The organism is Pseudomonas sp. EA_15y_Pfl1_P101, from assembly GCF_963970835.1.
Taxonomy (GTDB): Bacteria; Pseudomonadota; Gammaproteobacteria; order Pseudomonadales; family Pseudomonadaceae; genus Aquipseudomonas; species Aquipseudomonas tritici.
The window spans coordinates 123,789-146,588 of record NZ_CAXAPA010000001.1; the positions used below are offsets into that span (position 1 = coordinate 123,789).

21 protein-coding genes and 2 pseudogenes are annotated in these 22,800 nt (G+C 58.7%); 15 read left to right on the forward strand and 8 right to left on the reverse strand.

The window, feature by feature from the left end:
• Positions 1 to 89 precede the first annotated feature (89 nt).
• From ydcS to AACY36_RS00605, 6 genes are all read left to right on the forward strand, one after another.
• Positions 90 to 1,241, forward strand: a complete 1,152-nt coding sequence (gene ydcS, locus AACY36_RS00580) for a putative ABC transporter substrate-binding protein YdcS (protein ID WP_339418207.1) — start codon at positions 90 to 92, stop codon at positions 1,239 to 1,241.
• A gap of 138 nt (positions 1,242 to 1,379) precedes the next feature.
• Entirely contained in the window at positions 1,380 to 2,414 is a 1,035-nt protein-coding gene (locus tag AACY36_RS00585) for an ABC transporter ATP-binding protein (RefSeq protein WP_339418208.1), read from the forward strand.
• 1 nt (position 2,415) lies between these two features.
• A complete protein-coding gene (locus tag AACY36_RS00590) occupies positions 2,416 to 3,345 on the forward strand; it encodes an ABC transporter permease (RefSeq protein WP_339418209.1) in 930 nt (309 codons plus the stop codon).
• On the forward strand, positions 3,335 to 4,144 hold the full coding sequence (locus tag AACY36_RS00595; protein WP_339418211.1) for an ABC transporter permease: 810 nt from the start codon (positions 3,335 to 3,337) through the stop codon (positions 4,142 to 4,144). Before AACY36_RS00590 ends, AACY36_RS00595 begins: the two co-directional genes overlap by 11 nt.
• Positions 4,145 to 4,323: 179 nt before the next feature.
• A complete protein-coding gene (locus AACY36_RS00600; RefSeq protein WP_339418212.1) occupies positions 4,324 to 5,748 on the forward strand; it encodes a gamma-aminobutyraldehyde dehydrogenase in 1,425 nt (474 codons plus the stop codon).
• A 316-nt stretch (positions 5,749 to 6,064) separates the two neighbouring features.
• Entirely contained in the window at positions 6,065 to 7,690 is a 1,626-nt protein-coding gene (locus tag AACY36_RS00605; RefSeq protein ID WP_339496674.1) for a glucan biosynthesis protein D, read from the forward strand.
• A 49-nt stretch (positions 7,691 to 7,739) separates the two neighbouring features.
• Here AACY36_RS00605 and AACY36_RS00610 read toward each other — a convergent pair whose 3' ends face one another.
• The 4 genes and pseudogenes from AACY36_RS00610 to AACY36_RS00625 all read right to left on the reverse strand — a co-directional run.
• Entirely contained in the window at positions 7,740 to 7,925 is a 186-nt protein-coding gene (locus AACY36_RS00610; protein WP_339418214.1) for a hypothetical protein, read from the reverse strand.
• Between the two features lie 274 nt (positions 7,926 to 8,199).
• Positions 8,200 to 9,306, reverse strand: coding sequence for an NADH:flavin oxidoreductase/NADH oxidase (locus AACY36_RS00615; protein ID WP_339496675.1), 1,107 nt, complete (start codon positions 9,304 to 9,306; stop codon positions 8,200 to 8,202).
• A 126-nt stretch (positions 9,307 to 9,432) separates the two neighbouring features.
• Entirely contained in the window at positions 9,433 to 11,334 is a 1,902-nt protein-coding gene (locus tag AACY36_RS00620) for a potassium transporter Kup (protein WP_339418218.1), read from the reverse strand.
• Positions 11,335 to 11,677: 343 nt separating this feature from the next.
• Positions 11,678 to 12,186, reverse strand: a pseudogene (locus AACY36_RS00625) (helix-turn-helix domain-containing protein); the annotation flags it as partial.
• 168 nt (positions 12,187 to 12,354) lie between these two features.
• Between AACY36_RS00625 and AACY36_RS00630 the strand changes: the two are divergent.
• From AACY36_RS00630 to tsaA, 7 genes and pseudogenes are all read left to right on the forward strand, one after another.
• Positions 12,355 to 13,299 carry a fimbrial protein gene (locus AACY36_RS00630; RefSeq protein ID WP_339418219.1) on the forward strand — a complete coding sequence of 315 codons (945 nt, stop codon included), beginning with the start codon at positions 12,355 to 12,357 and terminating at the stop codon, positions 13,297 to 13,299.
• 395 nt (positions 13,300 to 13,694) lie between these two features.
• Positions 13,695 to 13,952: pseudogene (locus tag AACY36_RS00635) on the forward strand (transposase); the annotation flags it as partial.
• A gap of 127 nt (positions 13,953 to 14,079) precedes the next feature.
• Positions 14,080 to 15,405, forward strand: a complete 1,326-nt coding sequence (gene rimO / locus AACY36_RS00640; RefSeq protein ID WP_339418220.1) for a 30S ribosomal protein S12 methylthiotransferase RimO — start codon at positions 14,080 to 14,082, stop codon at positions 15,403 to 15,405.
• A 97-nt stretch (positions 15,406 to 15,502) separates the two neighbouring features.
• A complete protein-coding gene (locus tag AACY36_RS00645; protein ID WP_339418222.1) occupies positions 15,503 to 15,976 on the forward strand; it encodes a GNAT family N-acetyltransferase in 474 nt (157 codons plus the stop codon).
• Positions 15,977 to 16,047: 71 nt separating this feature from the next.
• Positions 16,048 to 16,758: an rRNA pseudouridine synthase gene (locus AACY36_RS00650; protein ID WP_339418223.1), complete on the forward strand. Its 711-nt coding sequence runs from the start codon at positions 16,048 to 16,050 to the stop codon at positions 16,756 to 16,758.
• 68 nt (positions 16,759 to 16,826) lie between these two features.
• Positions 16,827 to 17,288 carry a YehS family protein gene (locus AACY36_RS00655; RefSeq protein WP_049709728.1) on the forward strand — a complete coding sequence of 154 codons (462 nt, stop codon included), beginning with the start codon at positions 16,827 to 16,829 and terminating at the stop codon, positions 17,286 to 17,288.
• A gap of 3 nt (positions 17,289 to 17,291) precedes the next feature.
• A complete protein-coding gene (tsaA, locus tag AACY36_RS00660; RefSeq protein ID WP_339418224.1) occupies positions 17,292 to 17,987 on the forward strand; it encodes a tRNA (N6-threonylcarbamoyladenosine(37)-N6)-methyltransferase TrmO in 696 nt (231 codons plus the stop codon).
• A gap of 45 nt (positions 17,988 to 18,032) precedes the next feature.
• Here the strand turns inward: tsaA and fpr are convergent, their stop codons facing one another.
• Complete coding sequence (fpr, locus tag AACY36_RS00665; protein ID WP_003189055.1) at positions 18,033 to 18,812, reverse strand: ferredoxin-NADP reductase; 780 nt, start codon at positions 18,810 to 18,812, stop codon at positions 18,033 to 18,035.
• Positions 18,813 to 18,937: 125 nt separating this feature from the next.
• Between fpr and AACY36_RS00670 the strand changes: the two genes are divergently transcribed.
• Positions 18,938 to 19,864, forward strand: coding sequence for a LysR family transcriptional regulator (locus AACY36_RS00670; protein WP_049709730.1), 927 nt, complete (start codon positions 18,938 to 18,940; stop codon positions 19,862 to 19,864).
• Between the two features lie 3 nt (positions 19,865 to 19,867).
• Here the strand turns inward: AACY36_RS00670 and AACY36_RS00675 are convergent, their stop codons facing one another.
• The 3 genes from AACY36_RS00675 to AACY36_RS00685 form a co-directional block, all read right to left on the reverse strand.
• Entirely contained in the window at positions 19,868 to 20,230 is a 363-nt protein-coding gene (locus AACY36_RS00675) for a diacylglycerol kinase (protein WP_339418227.1), read from the reverse strand.
• Positions 20,231 to 20,305: 75 nt separating this feature from the next.
• The gene (erdR, locus tag AACY36_RS00680; protein WP_065872500.1) at positions 20,306 to 20,956 is read right to left on the reverse strand and encodes a response regulator transcription factor ErdR; all 651 of its coding nucleotides are present in this window, start codon (positions 20,954 to 20,956) and stop codon (positions 20,306 to 20,308) included.
• 252 nt (positions 20,957 to 21,208) lie between these two features.
• Complete coding sequence (locus AACY36_RS00685; RefSeq protein WP_339418231.1) at positions 21,209 to 21,928, reverse strand: tRNA-uridine aminocarboxypropyltransferase; 720 nt, start codon at positions 21,926 to 21,928, stop codon at positions 21,209 to 21,211.
• A gap of 179 nt (positions 21,929 to 22,107) precedes the next feature.
• Between AACY36_RS00685 and AACY36_RS00690 the strand changes: the two genes are divergently transcribed.
• Positions 22,108 to 22,548 carry a PA3611 family quorum-sensing-regulated virulence factor gene (locus AACY36_RS00690; RefSeq protein WP_049709734.1) on the forward strand — a complete coding sequence of 147 codons (441 nt, stop codon included), beginning with the start codon at positions 22,108 to 22,110 and terminating at the stop codon, positions 22,546 to 22,548.
• The last annotated feature ends 252 nt before the right edge of the window (positions 22,549 to 22,800 follow it).

Sequence of the window (22,800 nt, forward strand, 5' to 3'; positions counted from 1 at the left end):
GCTTGAAGCCAAGGGCTACGCTAAAACAAAAAACAACACGTACAACTGCTTTTACTGCCCCGACCATAATTAAAGAAGAGGGAACCCCCATGTCCGCGCATAAGACCGCACTGCTCAGTGCCCTGACCACCGCGCTGCTCGCCAGTGCCAGCCTACAGGCCGCCGAACCGCTCAAGGCCGTTGGCGCGGGTGAAGGCCAACTGGATATCGTCGCCTGGCCCGGCTATATCGAACGTGGCGAAAGCGACAAGGCCTACGACTGGGTCACAGGTTTCGAGAAGGAAACCGGCTGCAAGGTGAATGTGAAAACCGCCGCCACCTCAGACGAAATGGTCAGCCTGATGGCCAAGGGCGGGTATGACCTGGTCACCGCGTCGGGCGATGCCTCGCTGCGGCTGATCGTCGGCAAGCGGGTGCAGCCGATCAACACCGCGCTGATCCCCAATTGGAAGAACATTGACCCGCGCCTCAAGGATGCGCCGTGGTATGTGGTCGGCCAACAGACCTTCGGCACCCCGTATCAATGGGGCCCGAACGTGTTGATGTACAACACCACGGTATTCAAGACCGCCCCCACCAGCTGGAACGTGCTGTTCAACGCCCAGAACCTGCCAGACGGCAAGCCGAACAAAGGCCGCGTGCAGGCGTATGACGGCCCGATCTATATCGCCGATGCGGCGCTGTATCTCAAGTCGACCAAGCCAGAGCTGGGCATTCAAAGCCCGTATGAACTGACCGAAACCCAGTACAAGGCCGTGCTCGAAGTGTTGCGCGCCCAGCAACCGCTGATCCACCGCTACTGGCACGACACCACCGTGCAAATGAGTGACTTCAAGAACGAAGGCGTGGTCGCCTCCAGCGCCTGGCCGTACCAGGTCAACGGCTTGCAGAACGAGAAACAGCCGATCGCCTCGACCATTCCCAAAGAAGGCGCCACCGGCTGGGCGGACACCACCATGCTGCACACCGACGCCAAGCACCCGAACTGCGCCTACAAGTGGATGGACTGGTCGCTGCAGCCCAAGGTCCAGGGCGATGTCGCCGCGTGGTTCGGCTCGTTGCCGGCGGTGCCGGCGGCCTGCAAGGAAAGCGAACTGCTCGGCGCCGAGGGCTGCAAGACCAATGGGTTCGACCAGTTCGAAAAGATCGCTTTCTGGAAAACCCCGCAGTCTGAAGGCGGCAAGTTCGTGCCGTACAGCCGCTGGACCCAGGATTACATTGCGATCATGGGCGGGCGGTAATTTCTACCAAACGACATAGAACCAATGTGGGAGCGGGCTTGCTCGCGAACGCGGTTGAACAGTGACAGACATGTTGACTGACACACCGCATTCGCGAGCACGCCCGCTCCCACAGATGCTTTTTTGGAGCACCGCACCATGACACTTGCAGTCCAATTCACCCACGTTTCCCGTCAGTTCGGCGAAGTGAAAGCCGTTGACCGGGTTTCCATCGATATCCAGGACGGCGAGTTCTTTTCCATGCTCGGCCCTTCCGGCTCGGGCAAGACTACCTGCCTGCGCCTGATCGCCGGGTTCGAGCAACCGAGCGCAGGCTCGATCCGTATCCACGGCGAGGAAGCCGCCGGCTTGCCGCCGTATCAACGCGATGTAAACACTGTGTTCCAGGACTACGCGCTGTTCCCGCATATGAATGTGCGCGACAACGTCGCCTACGGCCTCAAGGTCAAGGGCGTGGGCAAGGCCGAACGCCTCAATCGCGCCGAAGAAGCCTTGGCCATGGTCGCCCTCGGCGGTTATGGCGAGCGCAAGCCGGTGCAGCTTTCCGGTGGGCAGCGTCAGCGCGTAGCCCTGGCCCGCGCCCTGGTCAATCGCCCACGCGTATTGCTGCTGGATGAGCCGCTGGGCGCACTCGACCTCAAGCTGCGTGAGCAGATGCAGAGCGAGCTGAAAAAGCTGCAACGCCAGCTCGGCATCACCTTTATTTTCGTGACTCACGACCAGACCGAAGCGCTGTCGATGTCTGACCGTGTGGCGGTGTTCAACAAGGGTCGCATCGAGCAGGTCGACACCCCGCGCAACCTGTACATGAAGCCCGCCACGGCCTTTGTCGCCGAGTTTGTCGGCACGTCCAACGTGATTCGCGGCGAACTGGCCCAGCGCCTCAGCGGCAACCCGCAGCCCTTCTCGATCCGTCCGGAGCACGTGCGTTTTGCCGAAGGCCCGCTGGGTGCCGGCGACGTGGAAGTCAGCGGTTTGCTGCACGATATCCAGTACCAGGGCAGCGCCACGCGCTATGAGCTGAAGCTGGAAAACGGCCAGACGTTGAACATCAGCCAGGCCAACAACCAGTGGCTGGACATCAGCAGTGGCCATCAGGTCGGCCAGTCCATCACCGCCCGCTGGGCGCGGGAAGCCATGACACCGCTGACCGATATCGCAGGCGAGGTGTGACATGAGCCTGGCCCTAACCCAACCACCGATGCGCAGGTTTTCCAACCTGCTGTACCGCAAGCCCAACCTCTACCTGGCGATGCTGCTGGTGCCGCCGCTGATCTGGTTCGGCGCGATCTACCTGGGTTCGTTGCTGACCCTGCTGTGGCAAGGTTTCTATACGTTTGACGACTTCACCATGGCGGTCACGCCGGACCTGACCCTGACCAACTTCGCCGCGCTGTTCCAGCCGTCGAACTTCGACATCATTGTGCGCACCTTGAGCATGGCGATTGTGGTGTCGATTGCCAGTGCGGTGATCGCGTTCCCGATTGCTTATTACATGGCGCGCTACACCACGGGCAAGACCAAAGCGTTTTTCTACGTCGCGGTAATGATGCCGATGTGGGCCAGCTACATCGTCAAGGCATATGCCTGGACATTGCTGCTGGCCAAAGGTGGCGTGGCGCAGTGGTTCGTGCAGCACTTGGGGCTGGAGCCCGTGTTGCAGCTCGTGCTGGGCATTCCCGGCGTGGGCGGCAGCACCTTGAGCACCTCGCACCTGGGGCGGTTCATGGTCTTCGTTTATATCTGGCTGCCGTTCATGATCCTGCCGATCCAGGCGTCCCTGGAGCGTTTGCCGCCGTCGCTATTGCAAGCCTCGGCTGACCTTGGGGCCAAACCGCGCCAGACGTTTATGCAGGTGATATTGCCGCTGTCGATTCCGGGGATTGCCGCCGGTTCCATCTTCACGTTCTCGCTGACCCTGGGCGATTTCATCGTGCCGCAACTGGTGGGCCCACCGGGTTACTTCGTCGGCGGCATGGTTTACGCCCAGCAAGGCGCCATCGGCAATATGCCCATGGCCGCAGCGTTCACGTTGGTGCCCATCGTGCTGATCGCGGTTTACCTGTCCATCGTCAAACGCCTGGGGGCCTTCGATGCACTCTGAAAAATCCAGTTTGAGTTTGAAGATCGCAGCCTGGGGCGGGTTGGTGTTTTTGCACTTCCCGATCCTGATCATCTTCCTCTACGCCTTCAACACCGAAGAAGCCGCGTTCAGCTTTCCGCCCCAAGGCTTTACCTTGAAGTGGTTCAGCGTGGCCTTCGCCCGGCCGGACGTGCTGGAGTCGATCAAGCTGTCCTTGCAGATCGCCGCCATCGCCACCCTGATTGCGATGGTGCTCGGCACGTTGGCGTCGGCCGCGTTGTATCGCCGCGAGTTCTTCGGCAAGCAAGGCGTGTCGTTGATGTTGATCCTGCCGATTGCGCTGCCGGGGATCATCACCGGTATCGCGCTGCTGGCGACGTTCAAGACGCTGGGCATTGAGCCGGGGATGTTCACCATTATCATCGGCCACGCGACGTTCTGCGTGGTGATTGTCTACAACAACGTCATTGCCCGCTTGCGCCGCACCTCCCACAGCCTGATCGAAGCCTCGATGGACCTGGGTGCCGACGGCTGGCAAACCTTTCGCTACATCATCATGCCCAACCTCGGCTCGGCGCTGCTGGCTGGCGGCATGCTCGCGTTTGCGCTGTCGTTCGACGAAATCATCGTCACCACCTTCACCGCCGGCCACGAGCGCACCTTGCCGCTGTGGCTGCTCAACCAGCTCAGCCGCCCACGCGATGTGCCGGTGACCAACGTGGTGGCGATGCTGGTGATGCTGGTGACGATGGTGCCTATTCTCGGGGCTTATTACCTGACGCGCGGTGGTGAAAGCGTGGCGGGGAGTGGCGGTAAATAACTTGGCGACTGGAGGAACGCGGTTTAAATGTGGGCTTGCTCGCGAATGCGGTACATCAGATACACATGTGCCGACTGACACACCGTATTCGCGAGCAAGTCGAATCGTCGCACCGCCGCTCCCACATTTAGAGCCAGTTTCTTCAGAGAAATAACACGCGTTTTTAGGAGAGCTGAACCATGCAGACCAAACTTTTGATCAACGGCCAACTGGTAGAGGGCGAAGGCCCGGCCCAGGCCGTGTTCAACCCGGCACTCGGCCGCGTACTGGTGGAGATCAAGGAAGCCAGCGAAGCCCAGGTCGACGCCGCCGTGCGCGCAGCGGATGCCGCCTTTGAAGGCTGGTCACAAACCGCGCCCAAGGATCGCTCGCTGTTGCTGCTGAAGCTGGCGGACGTGATCGAAGCCCATGGCGAAGAGCTGGCCAAGCTGGAATCGGACAACTGCGGCAAGCCTTACAGCGCCGCGCTGAACGATGAAATCCCGGCGATTGCCGACGTATTCCGCTTCTTTGCCGGCGCCAGCCGTTGCATGAGCGGCTCGGCCGGCGGTGAGTACTTGCCCGGGCACACCTCGATGATCCGCCGCGACCCGGTGGGTGTGATTGCCTCCATCGCACCGTGGAACTACCCACTGATGATGGTCGCCTGGAAAATCGCCCCGGCCCTCGCCGCCGGTAATACCGTGGTGCTCAAGCCGTCGGAACAAACCCCGCTGACCGCGTTGCGCATGGTCGAACTGGCCGCTGAAATCTTCCCGGCCGGTGTACTCAACTTGGTGTTCGGCCGTGGGCCAACCGTCGGCAGTCCACTGGTGAATCATCCGAAAGTGCGCATGGTCTCGCTGACCGGCTCCATCGCCACCGGTGCAAACATCATTTCCAGCACCGCCGACAGCGTGAAGCGCATGCACATGGAGCTGGGCGGCAAGGCGCCGGTGATCATCTTCAACGACGCCGATATCGATGCTGCCGTAGAAGGCATTCGCACCTTTGGCTTCTACAACGCCGGCCAGGATTGCACCGCTGCATGCCGGATTTATGCGCAAGCAGACATCTACGATGCGTTCGTCGAAAAGCTCGGCGCCGCGGTCGCCAGCATCAAGTACGGCTTGCAGGATGATCCCGCTACCGAACTGGGGCCGCTGATTACCGCGCAACACCGCGATCGTGTCGCCGGGTTTGTCGAACGCGCCGTGGCACAACCGCACATTCGCCTGGTCACCGGCGGCAAGGCGGTGGAAGGCAATGGTTTCTTCTTTGAGCCGACCGTGCTGGCCGACGCGCAGCAGGACGACGAAATCGTGCGTCGCGAGGTATTCGGGCCGGTGGTGTCGTTGACCAAGTTCACCGATGAAGCCCAAGTGCTGGGCTGGGCCAACGATTCGGATTACGGCCTGGCGTCATCCGTGTGGACCGCCGATGTAGGGCGCGCCCATCGTTTGGCCGCGCGCTTGCAGTACGGCTGCACCTGGGTGAACACCCACTTCATGCTGGTCAGCGAAATGCCCCACGGCGGTCAGAAACTGTCCGGCTACGGCAAGGACATGTCCATGTACGGGTTGGAAGACTACACCACCGTTCGCCATGTGATGTTCAAGCACTGAAGCTTTTACCCCTGCGAATGCGGAGAATCAGTCGGTAGATCCTGTCACTGACACACCGCATTCGCGAGCAAGCCCGCACACATTTGATCTTCATAAAGATCAAGTACTGTGTTGGCATCAGAGCCGGAAATGTCTTGTCGCACTTGCAACTCAATCACCCCGCTATCAATCAATTTTCCTACGTCATCGAACCGCTTAAGCTATCCGGCGTCTGTTTAATGTCCGTTGCGTTTGGCCGAAGGCATGTCCGAACCGTAATTTCTGATCCGCTACGTGCCAGGAACGGCGCGGGATTTGCTCACGACAGGTTGTCTCTATGCACCGTAGGAATTTGCTCAAAGCGTCCATGGCCATTGCGGCTTACACTGGTTTGTCGGCCAGCGGCCTGCTAGCCGCCCAGGCTTGGGCCGGGAACCGTGCCGCCGATGGCAAGGCCGTGGCGTTCGATTTCGAATCGCTGAAGGCCCAGGCCAAGCAACTCGCCGGGACCGCTTACAAAGACACCAAACAAGTGCTGCCGCCCACCCTGGCGACCATGACCCCGCAGAATTTCAACGCCATCGGCTACGACGGCAACCACTCGTTGTGGAAGGAATTGAACGGCCAACTCGACGTGCAGTTCTTCCACGTCGGCATGGGATTCAAGACGCCGGTGCGTATGCACAGCGTCGACCCCAAGACCCGCGAAGCCCGCGAGGTGCATTTCCGCCCTTCGCTGTTCAACTATGAAAAAACCACGGTCGACACCAAACAGCTGACCGGCGACCTGGGTTTCTCCGGCTTCAAGCTGTTCAAGGCGCCAGAACTGGGCCGCCATGATGTACTGTCGTTTCTCGGCGCCAGCTACTTCCGCGCAGTGGATTCCAGCGGCCAGTACGGCCTCTCCGCCCGTGGCCTGGCCATCGACACCTACGCGAAAAAACGCGAGGAATTCCCTGATTTCACGCAGTTCTGGTTCGAAACCCCGGACAAGAACGCCACCCGCTTCGTGGTCTACGCCCTGCTCGACTCGCCGAGCGCCACCGGCGCCTACCGCTTTGATATCGACTGCCAGGCCAACCAGGTGGTGATGGCGATCAATGCACACATCAACGCGCGTACCGCCATCGAACAACTGGGTATCGCGCCGATGACCAGCATGTTCAGCTGCGGTACCCATGAGCGCCGCATGTGCGACACCATCCACCCGCAAATCCACGACTCGGACCGCCTGGCGATGTGGCGCGGCAATGGCGAATGGATCTGCCGCCCGCTGAACAACCCGGCCAAGCTGCAGTTCAACGCGTTTGCCGACACCGACCCCAAAGGCTTTGGCCTGGTGCAGACCGACCATGAGTTCGCCAGTTACCAGGACACCGTGGACTGGTACAGCAAACGCCCGAGCCTATGGGTCGAACCCACTACGGCCTGGGGTGAAGGCTCCATCGACCTGCTGGAAATTCCTACAACCGGCGAGACCCTCGATAACATCGTGGCCTTCTGGACCCCGAAAAAACCCGTAGCAGCCGGCGAATCACTGAACTACGGCTACAAGCTGTACTGGAGCGCCCTGCCACCGGTGAGCACGCCGTTGGCCCAGGTTGACGCGACCCGTTCAGGCATGGGTGGCTTTATCGAAGGTTGGGCGCCGGGTGAGCACTACCCTGAGGTGTGGGCGCGCCGTTTCGCCGTGGACTTCAAGGGCGGTGGCCTGGACCGCCTGCCACCCGGCACGGGGATTGAGCCAGTGGTGACGTGCTCCCATGGCCAGGTCAAGGATTTCAGCGTGCTGGTGCTGGATAACATCAAGGGCTACCGCATCCTGTTCGACTGGTACCCGACCAGCGACAGCGTAGAGCCGGTGGAACTGCGCCTGTTTATCCGTACCCAGGACCGCACCTTGAGTGAAACCTGGTTGTATCAGTACTTCCCGCCGGCACCGGACCAGCGCAAGTACAGCTGATACCGGTGGGAGCTGGCTTGCCAGCTCCCACCTTGTTTAACGACGATCCTCAGAACCGCGACACACTCTTCATCGCCCCAATCAAATAGCGCATTGCCATCTGATCGTTCTCGGTCAGGGCGCGGTACTGCGCCAGCAATTCCATTTCATCTGAGCTCAACCTTCGGCCCCGCAACGACATCCTGCGGGTCAGAAAAGACGTCACCACACCCGCTACACCATCGGACTTGGCCATGGACTGGTTCTCCTGATATCCATCGAATACTCCTGTTGCCCATTACCCGCCTCCCATGAAGCGCAATGCCTCAGTGAGCAAACCCACTGACTTCCTGGGCCAGAAATCAGGCTCACCCTAAGCGTAGAAAAAAACTGCTCTCGTGTGGGATTTTTTTAGAGTATTAACTTAAATAAATTGCTTAGGTAACAAATACCTACAGACATATCCGACACCTGCGCGCGTAAAAAAACCCACCGGGTCAGGGTGGGTTTCAGTCAGCGCCAACAGCGGATTAGTCGCGCAGATCAGACTCATGAATCGGCTGGTCGCGATGGGTCGCCCTTTGATACTGCGCCGGCCAGATCGCCTTGCGCCCGCCCAGGTCGTCGTCGGCATGCAGCGGCCAGTAAGGATCACGCAGCAGCTCGCGTGCCAGGAAGATGATATCGGCCTGGCAGGTGCGCAGGATGTGCTCGGCCTGGGCCGGCTCGGTGATCATGCCAACGGTGCCGGTAGCCATGCCCGACTCTTGGCGCACCCGCTCGGCGAAACGGGTCTGGTAGCCGGGGCCGGTGGGGATCTCGGCATTAGCGGCCGTGCCACCGGACGATACGTCAATCAGGTCCACGCCAAGGGTTTTCAGGCGACGCGCCAGTTCCACGGTTTCGTCGGGGTTCCAGCCATCTTCCACCCAGTCGGTGGCCGACACCCGCACAAACAACGGCAGCTCCTGAGGCCAGGCTTCACGCACGGCCTCTGTGACCTGCAGCACCAGGCGGATACGGTTTTCAAACGAGCCGCCGTACCTGTCCTGACGCTGATTGCTGATCGGCGACAGGAATTGATGCAACAGGTAACCATGCGCCGCGTGGATTTCCACCACTTCAAAACCCGCGGTCAACGCACGCTTGGCGGCGGCGACAAAATCGGCGATGATTTGTTGGATCTGCCCCTCATCCAACTGTGTGGGTTGAGTGTGCTGAGGGTCGAAGGCAATCGGCGAGGGCCCTACCGGCACCCAGCCGCCCTCCTCCGCCTTGACACTGCCATGCTTGCCGATCCAGGGCCGATGGGTGCTGGCCTTGCGCCCGGCGTGAGCCAGTTGAATGCCGGCCACCGCGCCTTGGGCTGCAATAAAACGCGTGATGCGTCGCAGCGGTTCGATCTGCGCGTCGTTCCACAAGCCCAGGTCCTGGGCGGTGATGCGGCCATCAGCGGTGACAGCGGTGGCTTCGGTAAAAATCAGCCCCGCACCGCCGACCGCACGGCTACCAAGATGCACCAGGTGCCAGTCGTTGGCCAGGCCGTCGACCGCCGAATACTGGCACATCGGCGAAACCGCGATGCGATTGAGCAGGGTTAATTGGCGCAGGGTATAGGGTTCGAGCAGCTGACTCATGGCGCACCTCTTCTGGGTTCTATGGGCACTGTTCAACAGTGCTTAGAGCCTAGTCGACAACGCTGGATTGCACAGGGTTCAGAAAGAGAAGCGGGAGCCGATTACCGGCTCCCGCGTTGCAAAAGCTTACATTTCGACCTGGGTGCCCAGCTCGATCACTCGGTTTACCGGGAGTTTGAAGAAGCGCAGGTTGCCGTTGGCATTCTTCAACATGAACGCGAACAACGCCTCGCGCCAGCGCGCCATGCCCTTGATGCGAGAGGCGATCACCGTCTCGCGGCTGAGGAAGTACGTGGTGCGCATCGGGCTGAAATCCAGGTCATCCAAGTGACACAACTTCAGCGCTTCGGGCACGTCCGGCTCGTCGGTAAAACCAAAGTGCAGGATCACGCGGAAGAAGCCTTCGCCGTAGGAATCCACTTCGAAGCGCCGTGCCGCCGGCACGCGAGGAATGTCTTCGTAGACCACCGTCAGCAACACCACTTGTTCATGCAACACCTGGTTATGCAGCAGGTTGTGCAACAGCGCGTGGGGCACAGCGTCCGGGCGTGCGGTGAGAAACACGGCGGTACCCTGCACCCGGTGGGGCGGCTGGACGCGAATGCTGCTGATAAAAATCGGCAATGGCAGGCCGCCTTCGTCGAGGCGCTCCACCAGCAATTGTTTGCCGCGCTTCCAGGTGGTCATCAGCACGAACAACACAATCCCCGCCAAAACCGGGAAGGCACCGCCCTGGATGATCTTCGGCACGTTGGCAGCGAAGTAGAGCCCGTCCACCAGCAGGCAGCAGACCAAGACCGGCACGGCCAGAATCGGAGGCCATTTCCATAGCAGCAACATCACCGCCGACACCAGGATGGTGGTCATCAGCATGGTGCCGGTTACCGCCACGCCGTAAGCTGACGCCAGTGCGTTGGAGGATTCGAAACCCAGCACCAGCAGGATCACACCCACCATCAGCGACCAGTTCACCGCGCCGATGTAGATCTGGCCCTGCTCGGCACTGGAGGTGTGCTGGATATGCATCCGCGGGATGTAACCCAACTGGATCGCCTGGCGCGTCAACGAGAACGCACCGGAAATCACTGCCTGGGACGCAATCACCGTGGCCAGGGTGGACAACACCACCAGCGGGATCAACGCCCAGCTGGGTGCCAGCAGGTAGAACGGGTTACGCGCGGCTTCCGGGTCACCCAGCAGCATCGCGCCCTGGCCGAAATAATTGAGTACCAGCGCCGGCAGCACCAGCATGAACCAGGCGCGGGCAATGGGTTTGCGGCCGAAGTGGCCCATGTCGGCGTACAGTGCTTCGGCGCCGGTCAGTGCCAGCACCACCGCGCCAAGGATAGCCACGCCAATGCCCGGGTGAGCCTCGAAGAATCGCACCGCCCACATCGGGTTCATGGCACTGAGCACCTCAGGATGCAGGGTGATGCCATACACACCGAGACCGCCCAGGACCAGGAACCAGGTCACCATCACAGGCCCAAACAGCTTGCCGATGTGGTCAGTGCCGTGCTTTTGGATCAGGAACAAGGCCACCAGCACGACAAGGGCGATGGGCACGACCCATTTTTCCAAGCCGTCGAACGCCAGCTCCAGGCCTTCGATCGCCGATAACACGGAAATCGCCGGGGTGATCATGCTGTCGCCGTAGAACAGCGCCGCGCCGCACAGGCCACACACCACCAGGAAGCTGCGCAGCTTCTTGCGCTCCCCCGCCGCCCGTCGCGCCAGTGCAGTCAGGGCCATGATGCCGCCCTCGCCTTGGTTGTCGGCGCGCAGCACAAACAGCATGTATTTGATCGAAACGACCCAGATCAGCGACCAGAAGATCAGCGCCAGGATCCCCAACACACCGTCATGGTTGACCTGAACCCCATAGCCGCCGCTGAACACCTCTTTAAGGGTGTAGAGCGGGCTGGTCCCGATATCGCCGTAAACCACCCCGACCGCTGCCACCAGCATGCCAATCGGCTTTGCGGTGGAATGCTCGGCGCCTGCCGCCGGACTACTTGCCTGACCCATCAACCACTCCTGCCCTTCTGACCTGCGGTCTTTATAAACAACGCCTCTAAGCGGACCCTAGCATGCGCTGTTTTACTTCTCGTAACAGACGTTTTGTTGACCTTAGGATTTTACCTACGCGCAACGGCGCGAAGCATAGCGCAGCACTCGTCGCTTTTCGCTGCATAAAGCTGGTCAAGTGCGCTGCCCGTCGCTAGAATTGCGCACTTTTTGATCAGAGGCACACTTCAAGTGCCCATCCGTTGTCTCGTCGTGCACGACCGGCAGCGTCATTCAATACCGAGGTTAGACATGTCCACCACCATCGCAAAAGCCAACCCCAAGGTTGGCTTTTTTTCCCTGGGTTGTCCGGGGGACTCAGATAGAATCCGACCACATCAATGACCTTTTCGGCGAAGTGCGGATCATTGCTGACCTTGAATGTCTTCAGTAGGTGCGATTTGAGATCGGGCGCCGCCCAGATTTGTCGAACTCGCCAGGTGGTAACGTGCGCGTATTTGGCCATCAACCGAACGCTCCAATGCGTTGCCTCCTTCGAAACCCGCTGAGTTGTCAAGATCAGGATTTATTTGACTTTCTCAGCGCCCGGTTTCAAGGGCTGACCGCTACGCGGAAGGTCGCTCAGCCCCCTCGATTTCCTACTCAAGGTAGCGTTTTTTGCCACTTGAACACCGTCGGCGAAGTGATCTGTAGCTCCCCACAGATGGCCATGGGCGTCACCCCGTCAGCGAGCAAAAGGAGTATCCGCGCCCACCGACCGAGGCTTTGCTCCAGCGTACTCATGCGCAACCAACCTTGAAGCGTAATTACGTCGGCGAGTTGCAGTGCAAAAGGAGCAACTGGTCGAGGCATGCGTGGAACCATCTCGAGGCGAGGGGCACACAGTATATCTTTACACGCTAGAAAATGAACTAACCGCTCACGACACTAGCCGGACTCTTTAAGAAACGTCTTATTCGCCCCTCACCAAAAAAACCATAAAATACAATCCAATTTTTATAAAAGACGCTGCACCCCACTATGAAAATTAAAAATTTATTACTACTGTTTTTTATCTGCAGCACAACAACGAATGCAATCGCAGCAACATGCCAATTCTACCCAGGCAGCTCTGCCTTTACGAAAAACATCACACTACCCCAAACTGCATCGATACCTAGAGACGCACCTGACGGCCAAATCATATATGAAAGCTCGCCAATTACAATCACCAATCAGGACAAATACATTTGCGCCGCCCCATATTTGCTAGGGACCAAGAATTACTTGGGTAAGGACGTGCCCGGAAGCATACAGCCTATTGGAGACACCGGTATTGGGTGGCAATGGATTCATGACGGAGAAGCATATAACGGAGTGGCAAGCAATTATATTAGACCCGACTTCGGAAGCGCAATTTATTTCACAGGCGCATCTTTCGCGTTAAGATTTGTAAAAATAGGAGCGATAAAAAATAACGCTCGAATACCTGCTGGAGAAATTGGAGCACTCCAAAGAGGGACGATTTTTCCGGTTACACTCACAACCAATGGAATGTCTATAGTAGTACCCTCATGCGAAACGCCCGATGTAACTGTGGACATGGGAAGCATGGACTTGAGTCAAATTTTCCACAACGATGCGTCGAAGCGCTTCAACATAAAACTCAACAACTGTCCAGCCGGCATCCAAAAAGTAAATTACAAACTTATCGCAACATCAACAGCACCTGCGATAGATCCAACTTCAGGAATTATTAACCTGAATTCCACTTCAACTGCCAAAGGCATTGCGTTGCAACTAATGGACAGTAGCGAGCAACCAATAAATCTCAACTTAACACATGCATTCAACGACTACTCAAATGGCGGGGGAAATTTCGAAATCCCCATGTTCGCACGATACTTTAAGAAAGCAGGAGGAACTGGAGAAATAAAAGCTGGAACCGCAAACTCGGAGATCACCTTCATTATGAGTTACTTATAAATTCGCTCAGTTACCTTATCACATAAAACGACTTAAAGAGCCCTCTATCATGCCTATCGTAATCCAACCTAAACAGCTGAAAGACCCTATTTTTTTCGAGTTCTAACGAAATAGCGGAACTCGTGAGAAAAAAACCTCATTGTTCGGCAGCCGTGTTGATCCATGTGTATGGATGGCAAACTTCGAATTCATCAAGTCGAACAAGTCAAGCAAATCGCTTAGTATCGTCAATACATTTACCTCCTCAGATTCTATCCAACTCTTAGGCGCGACTAGACGCTGGGCCATTATCGCCACGCTTGTCCGCGTACCTAGAATTCTCTGATCCATATGTAGTGGTCGAATGAAACCGGACACTCATTTAGACGAGAATGCTCGCAAGATCGAGGTGTCAAATGACCAAACAACGCCGTACCCTTTCTGCTGAATTCAAACGCGAGGCTGCCGACTTCGTACTCAGGCAAAACTACAGCTACATCGAAGCCAGCCCTTCACTCGGTATTGGCGAGTCAGCGTTGCGCCGCAGGGTTGACCAGGTTCAGAAAGAGCGCCAAGGCGTCACTCCGCAGAGCAAGGCGCTGACCCCAGAGCAGCAGAAAATTCAGGAGCTGGAAACCCGGATCGCCCGGCTTGAGCGAGAAAAATCCATACTAACTTCAGTCTCTCCATACGCGCTAACAATACTCATTAGCAACAATTGTTTTTGCGCATTATTTGATCAACGCTTAGAATCGCGCGCCACGAATTTCGACCAGGGCTAACCCTGCAGGCTGTGAGTATATGAGTAATAATCCACGTGTAGGGTTTGTGTCGCTAGGGTGCCCGAAGGCTCTGGTTGACTCCGAGCGCATCCTCACGCAACTGCGCATGGAAGGCTATGACGTTGTGTCCACTTACCAGGACGCTGACGTGGTGGTGGTCAACACCTGCGGCTTCATCGATTCGGCCAAGGCTGAGTCGCTGGAGGTGATCGGCGAGGCGATCAAAGAGAACGGCAAGGTCATCGTCACCGGTTGCATGGGCGTGGAAGAAGGCAATATCCGTAATGTGCACCCAAGCGTGCTCGCGGTGACCGGCCCGCAGCAGTACGAGCAGGTGGTCAACGCCGTGCACCAAGTGGTGCCGCCACGCCAGGACCACAACCCGCTGATCGACCTGGTGCCGCCGCAAGGCATCAAGCTGACCCCGCGCCACTACGCGTACCTGAAGATATCCGAGGGCTGCAACCACAGCTGCAGCTTCTGCATCATCCCGTCGATGCGCGGCAAACTGGTGAGCCGCCCGGTCGGTGATGTGCTTGACGAAGCCCAGCGCCTGGTCAAATCCGGTGTGAAAGAGCTGCTGGTGATCTCCCAGGACACCAGTGCCTACGGCGTCGACGTGAAATACCGCACCGGTTTCTGGAACGGCGCGCCGGTCAAAACCCGCATGACCGAACTCTGCGAAGCCTTGAGCAGCCTGGGTGTGTGGGTGCGCCTGCACTACGTTTACCCGTACCCGCACGTGGACGAGCTGATCCCGTTGATGGCCGCCGGCAAGATCCTGCCGTACCTGGACATCCCGTTCCAGCACGCCAGCCCGAAAGTGCTCAAGGCCATGAAGCGCCCGGCGTTCGAGGACAAGACCCTGGCGCGCATCAAGAACTGGCGCGAGGTCTGCCCGGAGCTGATCATCCGTTCGACCTTCATCGTCGGCTTCCCCGGCGAAACCGAAGAAGACTTCCAGTACCTGCTGGACTGGCTGACAGAAGCCCAACTGGATCGCGTCGGCTGCTTCCAGTATTCGCCGGTTGAAGGCGCCCCGGCGAACCTGCTGGACCTGGCCGTCGTGCCGGACGACGTCAAGCAGGACCGTTGGGAGCGTTTCATGGCTCACCAGCAAGCTATCAGCTCGGCGCGCCTGCAACTGCGCATCGGCAAGGAAATCGAAGTGCTGATCGACGAAGTCGACGAGCAAGGCGCGGTTGGCCGCTGCTTCTTCGATGCGCCGGAAATCGATGGTAACGTGTTTATCGACGATGCCAACGGTTTGAAGCCGGGTGACAAGGTCTGGTGCACCGTGACGGACGCCGACGAGTACGATTTGTGGGCTGAAAAGCGCGACTGATCGGCGACAAAATCAAAAGCCCTGCATCTGATCAAGATGTGGGGCTTTTTTAGGTCTATCGTTTGCCCATCGCCCATCACTGGCAGGAAGCAGCGGCATGCGTCAGCATTCGGTTATCCATACCCCCAAAACCAGCGATTATCAAAAACTGACTGAAATCTGGGAGTCCTCAGTGCGGGCCACCCACGATTTTTTGCCGGACAGCTACATCGAGCGGCTGAGGCATCTGGTGCTGACCCATTATCTGGACACGGTGATGCTGATCTGCACCAAGGACTCGCACCAATGCATCACCGGGTTCGCTGGCGTGGCCGCGGGCAAGGTCGAAATGCTGTTTATCGACCCGCAGCGCCGCGGCCAGGGCCTTGGCCGGCAATTGCTGCGCTATGCCATTGAACGCATGAACGCCGACGAACTCGAGGTGAACGAACAGAACCCCCAGGCCCTGGGCTTTTACCTCAAGCAAGGCTTCGAGGTAGTCGGACGCACGGAGCATGATGGCCTCGGCCAGCCTTATCCGTTGCTGCGTCTGCGTTTGCGCCAGGCGCAACAACAGGCCCGCCAGGGTTAAATGAAATAGGGCCGGGATTAACCGGCTCCAGGCAGGTACAATAGCCGCCCCCTTTTGTTACGGCCCTTGTCATGACTGACCCCATACGCCTCTCCAAACGTCTAATCGAACTGGTCGGTTGCTCCCGTCGGGAGGCTGAGCTGTTCATTGAAGGCGGCTGGGTCTCGGTGGACGGTGAAGTGATTGACGAGCCGCAGTTCAAGGTCACCACCCAGACGGTCGAACTCGACCCCGAGGCCAAGGCCACCGTGCCTGAGCCGGTGACCATCCTGCTGCACGCCCCTGTGGGCGTGGAGGCCGAAACGGCCATGGCGTCGATCAGCGCCGAAACACTCGCGGAAGAACACCGCTTTAGCAAGCGCCCGCTCAAGGGCCATTTCCTGCGCCTGACCGCCAGCGCCGACCTTCAAGCCAAGGCCAGCGGCCTTCTGGTGTTTACCCAGGATTGGAAGATCCTACGCAAGCTGACCGCCGATGCCGCCAAGATCGAGCAGGAATACGTGGTGGAAGTCGAAGGTGACATGGTTGCCCACGGCCTCAACCGCCTGAACCACGGCCTGACATACAAAGGCAAGGAACTGCCGGCCGTCAAAGCCAGCTGGCAGAACGAAAACCGCCTGCGTTTTGCAATGAAAAACCCGCAGCCGGGTGTAATCGCGCTGTTTTGCGAAGCGGTTGGCCTCAAGGTCATCGCCATTCGTCGTATCCGCATCGGCGGCGTGTCCATCGGCAAAGTGCCGGTTGGCCAATGGCGTTACCTGTCCGGCAAAGAGAAGTTCTAAGCCGCTCCCCTATTATCGACACCGCCTGCCTGGGCGGTGTCCACCGTTGAAAACCAGGATTGCCCACCATGATTCACAATGACGTACTGCGCAGCGTGCGCTACATGCTCGACATCAGCGACAACAAGATGGTCGAGATCACCAAGCTCGGCGGCATGGACGTAACCAAGGAAGACCTGCTGACCTACCTCAAGAAGGATGAGGAAGAAGGTTTCGTGTTCTGCCCGGATGAAGTCATGGCGCACTTCCTTGATGGCCTGGTGATCTTCAAGCGCGGCAAGGACGAAAGCCGTCCGCCGCAGCCGATTGAAACCCCGATCACCAACAACATCATCCTCAAGAAGCTGCGCGTGGCCTTTGAACTGAAGGAAGACGACATGCACGCCATCCTCAAGGCGGCCGAGTTCCCGGTGTCCAAGCCTGAGTTGAGCGCGCTGTTCCGCAAGTTCGGCCACACCAACTACCGGACCTGCGGTGACCAGTTGCTGCGCAACTTCCTCAAGGGCCTGACCCTGCGGGTTCGTGCGTAAGCCATGAATTACCACGTCTCGCCCGTCGGTTTCGTGCGCTCCTGCTTCAAGGAGAAGTTCGCGATCCCGCGCCAACCGCAGCTGGCACCCGCCGCGCGGGGCGTGCTGGAATTGGTGGCGCCGTTCGACGGGGGTGAGGCGGTGCAGGGCCTGGAGCAGGTCAGCCATGTGTGGCTGTTGTTTCTGTTCCACCAGGCCCTGGAAGACAAGCCACGCCTGAAAGTGCGCCCGCCGCGCTTGGGTGGCAACACCTCCATGGGCGTGTTTGCTACCCGCGCGACTCATCGCCCCAATGGTATTGGCCAGTCGGTGGTGAAACTGGACAGGGTCGAGCCAGGGCGATTGTGGATTTCCGGGATAGACCTGCTTGATGGCACGCCGGTACTGGATATCAAACCGTATGTGCCGTATGCCGACATTGTCGACACGGCCACCAACGGGATCGCCAGCGCTGCGCCGCAGCTGATTCCCGTGCAATGGCTGAAGACTGCGCTGCATCAGGCGCAGAGCCACGCTCAGCGCTTGGATGAGCCGCTGGTGGCGTTGATTGAACAGTGCCTGGCGCAGGACCCGCGGCCGGCGTATCAGACGCCGGGGCCGGAGCGAGAGTACGGCGCGCAGTTCTGGGATGTGGATGTGCGTTGGCACTATCCCGAGGCTGGGCTGATTTGTGTGTTGGAAGTGCTTCCAGCCAACTGAAGAAACCGGAAGCATTTTTTGATCTGTGTTTTTACTAACCCAGTATCACTTCTCGACGAACGCGCGCTCGATCAGGTAATCACCTGGCTCACGCATGCGTGGCGACACTTTCAGGCCGAAGCTGTTCAACACCTCACTGGTTTCATCCAGCATGCTCGGGCTGCCGCACAGCATGGCGCGGTCGTCCTCGGGGTTGATCGGTGGCAGGCCGATGTCGCTGAACAACTTACCGCTGCGCATCAGGTCGGTCAGGCGGCCTTCGTTTTCGAAAGGCTCGCGCGTCACGGTTGGGTAGTAGATCAACTTGTCACGCAGGGCCTCGCCGAAGAATTCGTTCTGCGGCAGGTGCTCGGTGATGAATTCGCGGTAAGCGACTTCGTTGACGTAACGCACGCCGTGGCACAGGATCACTTTTTCAAAGCGCTCGTAGGTTTCCGGGTCCTGGATCACGCTCATGAACGGAGCAAGGCCGGTACCGGTGCTGAGCAGGTACAAGTGTTTGCCCGGCTTCAAATCGTCAAGCACGAGGGTGCCTGTCGGTTTCTTGCTGATGATGATCTCGTCGCCTTCCTTCAAGTGCTGCAACTGGGAAGTCAGCGGGCCATCTGGCACCTTGATACTGAAGAACTCCAGATGCTCTTCCCAGTTCGGGCTGGCAATGGAGTAAGCGCGCATGAGCGGGCGGCCGTTGGGCTGTTGCAGGCCGATCATCACGAACTGACCGTTCTCGAAGCGCAGGCCCGGATCACGGGTGCACTTGAAGCTGAACAGAGTGTCGTTCCAGTGATGAACACTGAGGACACGCTCGTGGTTCATGTTGCTCATGTACGGGGGACTCCTGGAAATGGGTCTGCGCCAAAGGTGTAGATGCGCAATTGCACAGCATTCTAATGGCGGCGACAATATCTGTTAACTGGATTATTAAGATAAGGGTTATCGGTTATATCGATATGCGATTTACTCTCCGTCAACTGCAAGTCTTCGTCGCCGTCGCCCAGCAGGAAAGCGTCTCCCGCGCTGCTGGCCTTCTGGCCTTATCTCAATCCGCCGCCAGCACCTCGATCACCGAGCTGGAGCGTCAATCCAGCTGCCAATTATTCGACCGTGCGGGCAAGCGCCTGAGCCTCAACGCCCTCGGTCATCAGCTGTTGCCCCAGGCCGTAGCGCTTTTGGACCAGGCCAAGGAGATCGAGGATCTGCTTAACGGCAAGTCCGGTTTTGGCTCCCTGGCGGTCGGCGCCACCCTGACCATCGGAAATTACCTCGCCACGCTGCTGATCGGCAGCTTTATGCAGCAACATCCCGAGAGCCAGGTGAAGCTGCATGTGCAGAACACTGCACATATCGTGCACCAAGTCGCGCACTACGAAATTGACTTGGGTCTAATCGAAGGCGATTGCAGCCACCCGGACATCGAGGTGCAAACCTGGGTGGAAGATGAGCTGGTGGTGTTTTGTGCGCCGCAGCATCACCTGGCCAAGCGTGGCGTGGCGACCATGGCAGAGTTGACTCATGAAGCCTGGATTTTGCGCGAACAAGGCTCAGGCACGCGCTTGACGTTTGACCAGGCCATGCGCCATCACCGCAGCGCGCTGAATATCCGCCTGGAGCTGGAACACACTGAGGCCATCAAACGGGCGGTGGAGTCAGGGTTGGGGATTGGCTGTATTTCGCGGCTGGCGCTGCGCGACGCGTTCCGACGTGGCAGTTTGGTGCCGGTGGAAACCCCGGACCTGGACCTGGCCCGGCAGTTCTACTTCATCTGGCATAAACAGAAGTACCAGACCTCAGCGATGCGCGAGTTCCTGGAACTTTGCCGGGCCTTTACCGCTGGAGTCCAGCGCAGCGACGAGATCGTGCTGCCGAGCATTGCCTGAGCCTTAGATCAGGATCACAGCCCACACCAGCGTGATCATGGTCAGCGCGACAAACTGCGCAGCGCTGCCCATGTCCTTGGCGTTTTTCGACAGCGGGTGGCGGTCCAGGGAGATGCGGTCGATGGCGGCTTCAACCGCCGAGTTGAGCAGCTCGACGATCAAGGCCAGCAGGCACACGGCGATCAACAACGCGCGTTCGACGCGGCTGACAGTCAGGAAAAAGCTCAGCGGGATCAGGATGACGTTCAGCAACACCAACTGGCGGAATGCTGCCTCGCCTGTGAAGGCCGCGCGCAGGCCATCCAGGGAATAACCCCCTGCATTAAAGATACGCTTGATACCGGTTTGACCCTTGAAAGGCGACATAGACGTAGGCAACTGAACCAAAGAAGTGGGGAAACTAGATCACGCCAAGTCAAAAAAGCGTGAACCGCTCAACGCTTAATGCTGCGAGATTGACTCAAGTTGTTGTAGGAGCAATGCCGCCTGGGTGCGCGTACGCACGCCCAGCTTGCGGAAGATCGCCGTGACATGGGCCTTGATGGTCGCTTCAGATACGCTCAGCTCGTAGGCAATCTGCTTGTTCAACAAACCTTCGCAAACCATGGTCAGCACACGAAACTGCTGCGGCGTCAGGCTGGCCAGTCCATCGCGCGCGGCCTTGGCTTCGTCGGACACGTTAATTTCTTCAAACGCTTGCGGCGGCCAGGACACATCGCCATCAAGCACGGTGCGCACGGCTTTCTGGATATCTTCCATGGCACTGGACTTGGGGATGAAACCACTGGCGCCAAACTCCTTGGAGCGCACCACCACATCGGCGTCTTCCTGGGCCGAAACCATCACCACGGGGATCTGCGGGTATTGCCCGCGCAACAGCACCAGCCCGGAAAAACCATAGGCGCCGGGCATATTCAGGTCGAGCAGCACCAAGTCCCAGTCGGACTTTTCGGCAAGGCGGGCTTCCAGCTCGGCAATGCTGGCCACTTCGACCAGCCGCACGTCCGGGCCAAGGCCCAGGGTCACGGCTTGATGCAGCGCACTGCGAAACAGCGGGTGGTCATCGGCTATCAGGATTTCGTATGTGGCCATTGATTAAATGATCCTGTTTTTTATGGGAGCCCTGATGGGTTCAGGGCTCGCCAGTACACAAGGCGGCAGCCAGGCAGCTGTCGCCACAGGGCACGCTCAACGTCAAAAGCACCTGAAACGACGTCGAAAATTCACGGTTGCACCCCAATCGGCGCTCAGCATGCCCAGCGTAGCCTGGGGGGTCAAGCACTACGCCCACGGGCATTTTAGCGGCGTGCGGGTTTAGGGTGCCATCATGCAAACGTCGTCTGGCTATCCCGCAGGTATATAGGGAGCAAGACGAGTATGGACGATGTCCGTCGGGTCCAGGGGTAACTGGAATTTGGCCGCCAGGTAATGCGTGCTGAACACGTCGAGGTAGGCATCGAGTACTTCGCAGGCAGCCTGGTCATCGGCCAGTTCGAGGCACAGGGCGGCGACTTCGGCGGTGCAAAAATGATCATCACGCTTGGACCGGCGCAGTTTATAGCGCGACAGTTGCTCCGGCGCCAGGCTGAGTACCGGCAAATGCTCAAGGTAGGGGCTTTTGCGGAACATCTTGCGCGCTTCACTCCAAGTGCCATCCAGCAAGATGAACAACGGGCGCTTGCCCTCCTCCACCTTTACTTCACTGACAACACGCTCGGGCGCCACAAATTCACCAGGGAACACGATGTAGGGCTGCCACTGCGGATCGGCCAACAAGGTGAGCAAGTCCGGATCGACTTCGGTGCGCGACCAGGCGAATGCGGTGGTGTCGTTGATTACGTCGGCGATCAGCCAGCCGGTGTTGCTGGGCTTCATCGGTTCCACGTCATGCATCAGTAGACACATGGCAGATCGGGCCTCGACTTCGGGGCGCCAGGCACACAGGCAGTATTGCGGGATGACCCGGCAACCGGGGCAGCGTTCGGCACGCGAACCACGATTGAGGAACGGCCGCACGGCGCGAGCCAGACGCTGGGTACGCAGGCGGGAGACGGCGTGGCTCATCGGATGCGCCGGTGAAACGGGTAAATCGACACGGTGGAAACTCGTGAAAGGCTTAAGTGGCCGCAGTTTACCAGCGATACGCCTGGCTGTAGTGGCAAGGGCACACCTATAATTGCGCGCCACTGAACGCACAGCACAGTGGCTGGTCTATGCACCAGTAACCGAATCAGGAGAGTTTCATGCTGCGTTCCATGCTGCGTCTTGTCGCCCCATCCGTCGCCCTCGCGCTGGTATTGCCCGTGTGCGCCCAGGCGGCCTCGCTGCTGGAGGCCCAAATGAACAGAAAGCTGCAAAGCGTCGCGGCTGAGAGCAATAAGGACCTGCCCCGGGAAATCGACGAAAAAACCCTGGAAGTGGCCTACACCGTTGAAGGCATGCAACTGATCGATCACCTGAGCGTGATGTCCGACCGCGCCGAACAGATGCGCGCCAACCCCAAGGCTGTGTACTTCCAGCTTGGCCAAAGCGTGTGCCTGAACAAAGGCTACCGCGAACTGATGGCCAAAGGTGCAGTGATGCGCTACGAAATCACCGAGAACAAGACCAACCGTCCTGTGGCGTCGGTCAAATTCGTTGAAGCAGATTGCCCGGCACCGGCTGCGGCGAAAAAGAAAAAGTAGCCGTTTTACCTTCGCGCGCTGCTGTCCGGCAGCGCGCACTCCCCCCGCGCCAACTCCTTCCAGGCAACTAAGCCCCCCCTATTGAGCGACCAATAAGTGGTTGCCAGCCAAGGGTTTTTCGGCACATGATCAAGTCATTCCAGCCATTTATTCACAGCATTGTTCATGCTGTTCTGTAACATTTTCAGGGCAAAAGAAGGTTGCCCCTGCGGCAAGCAGCGACACATGCAGTGTCGTAGCCTCCGGCGAACC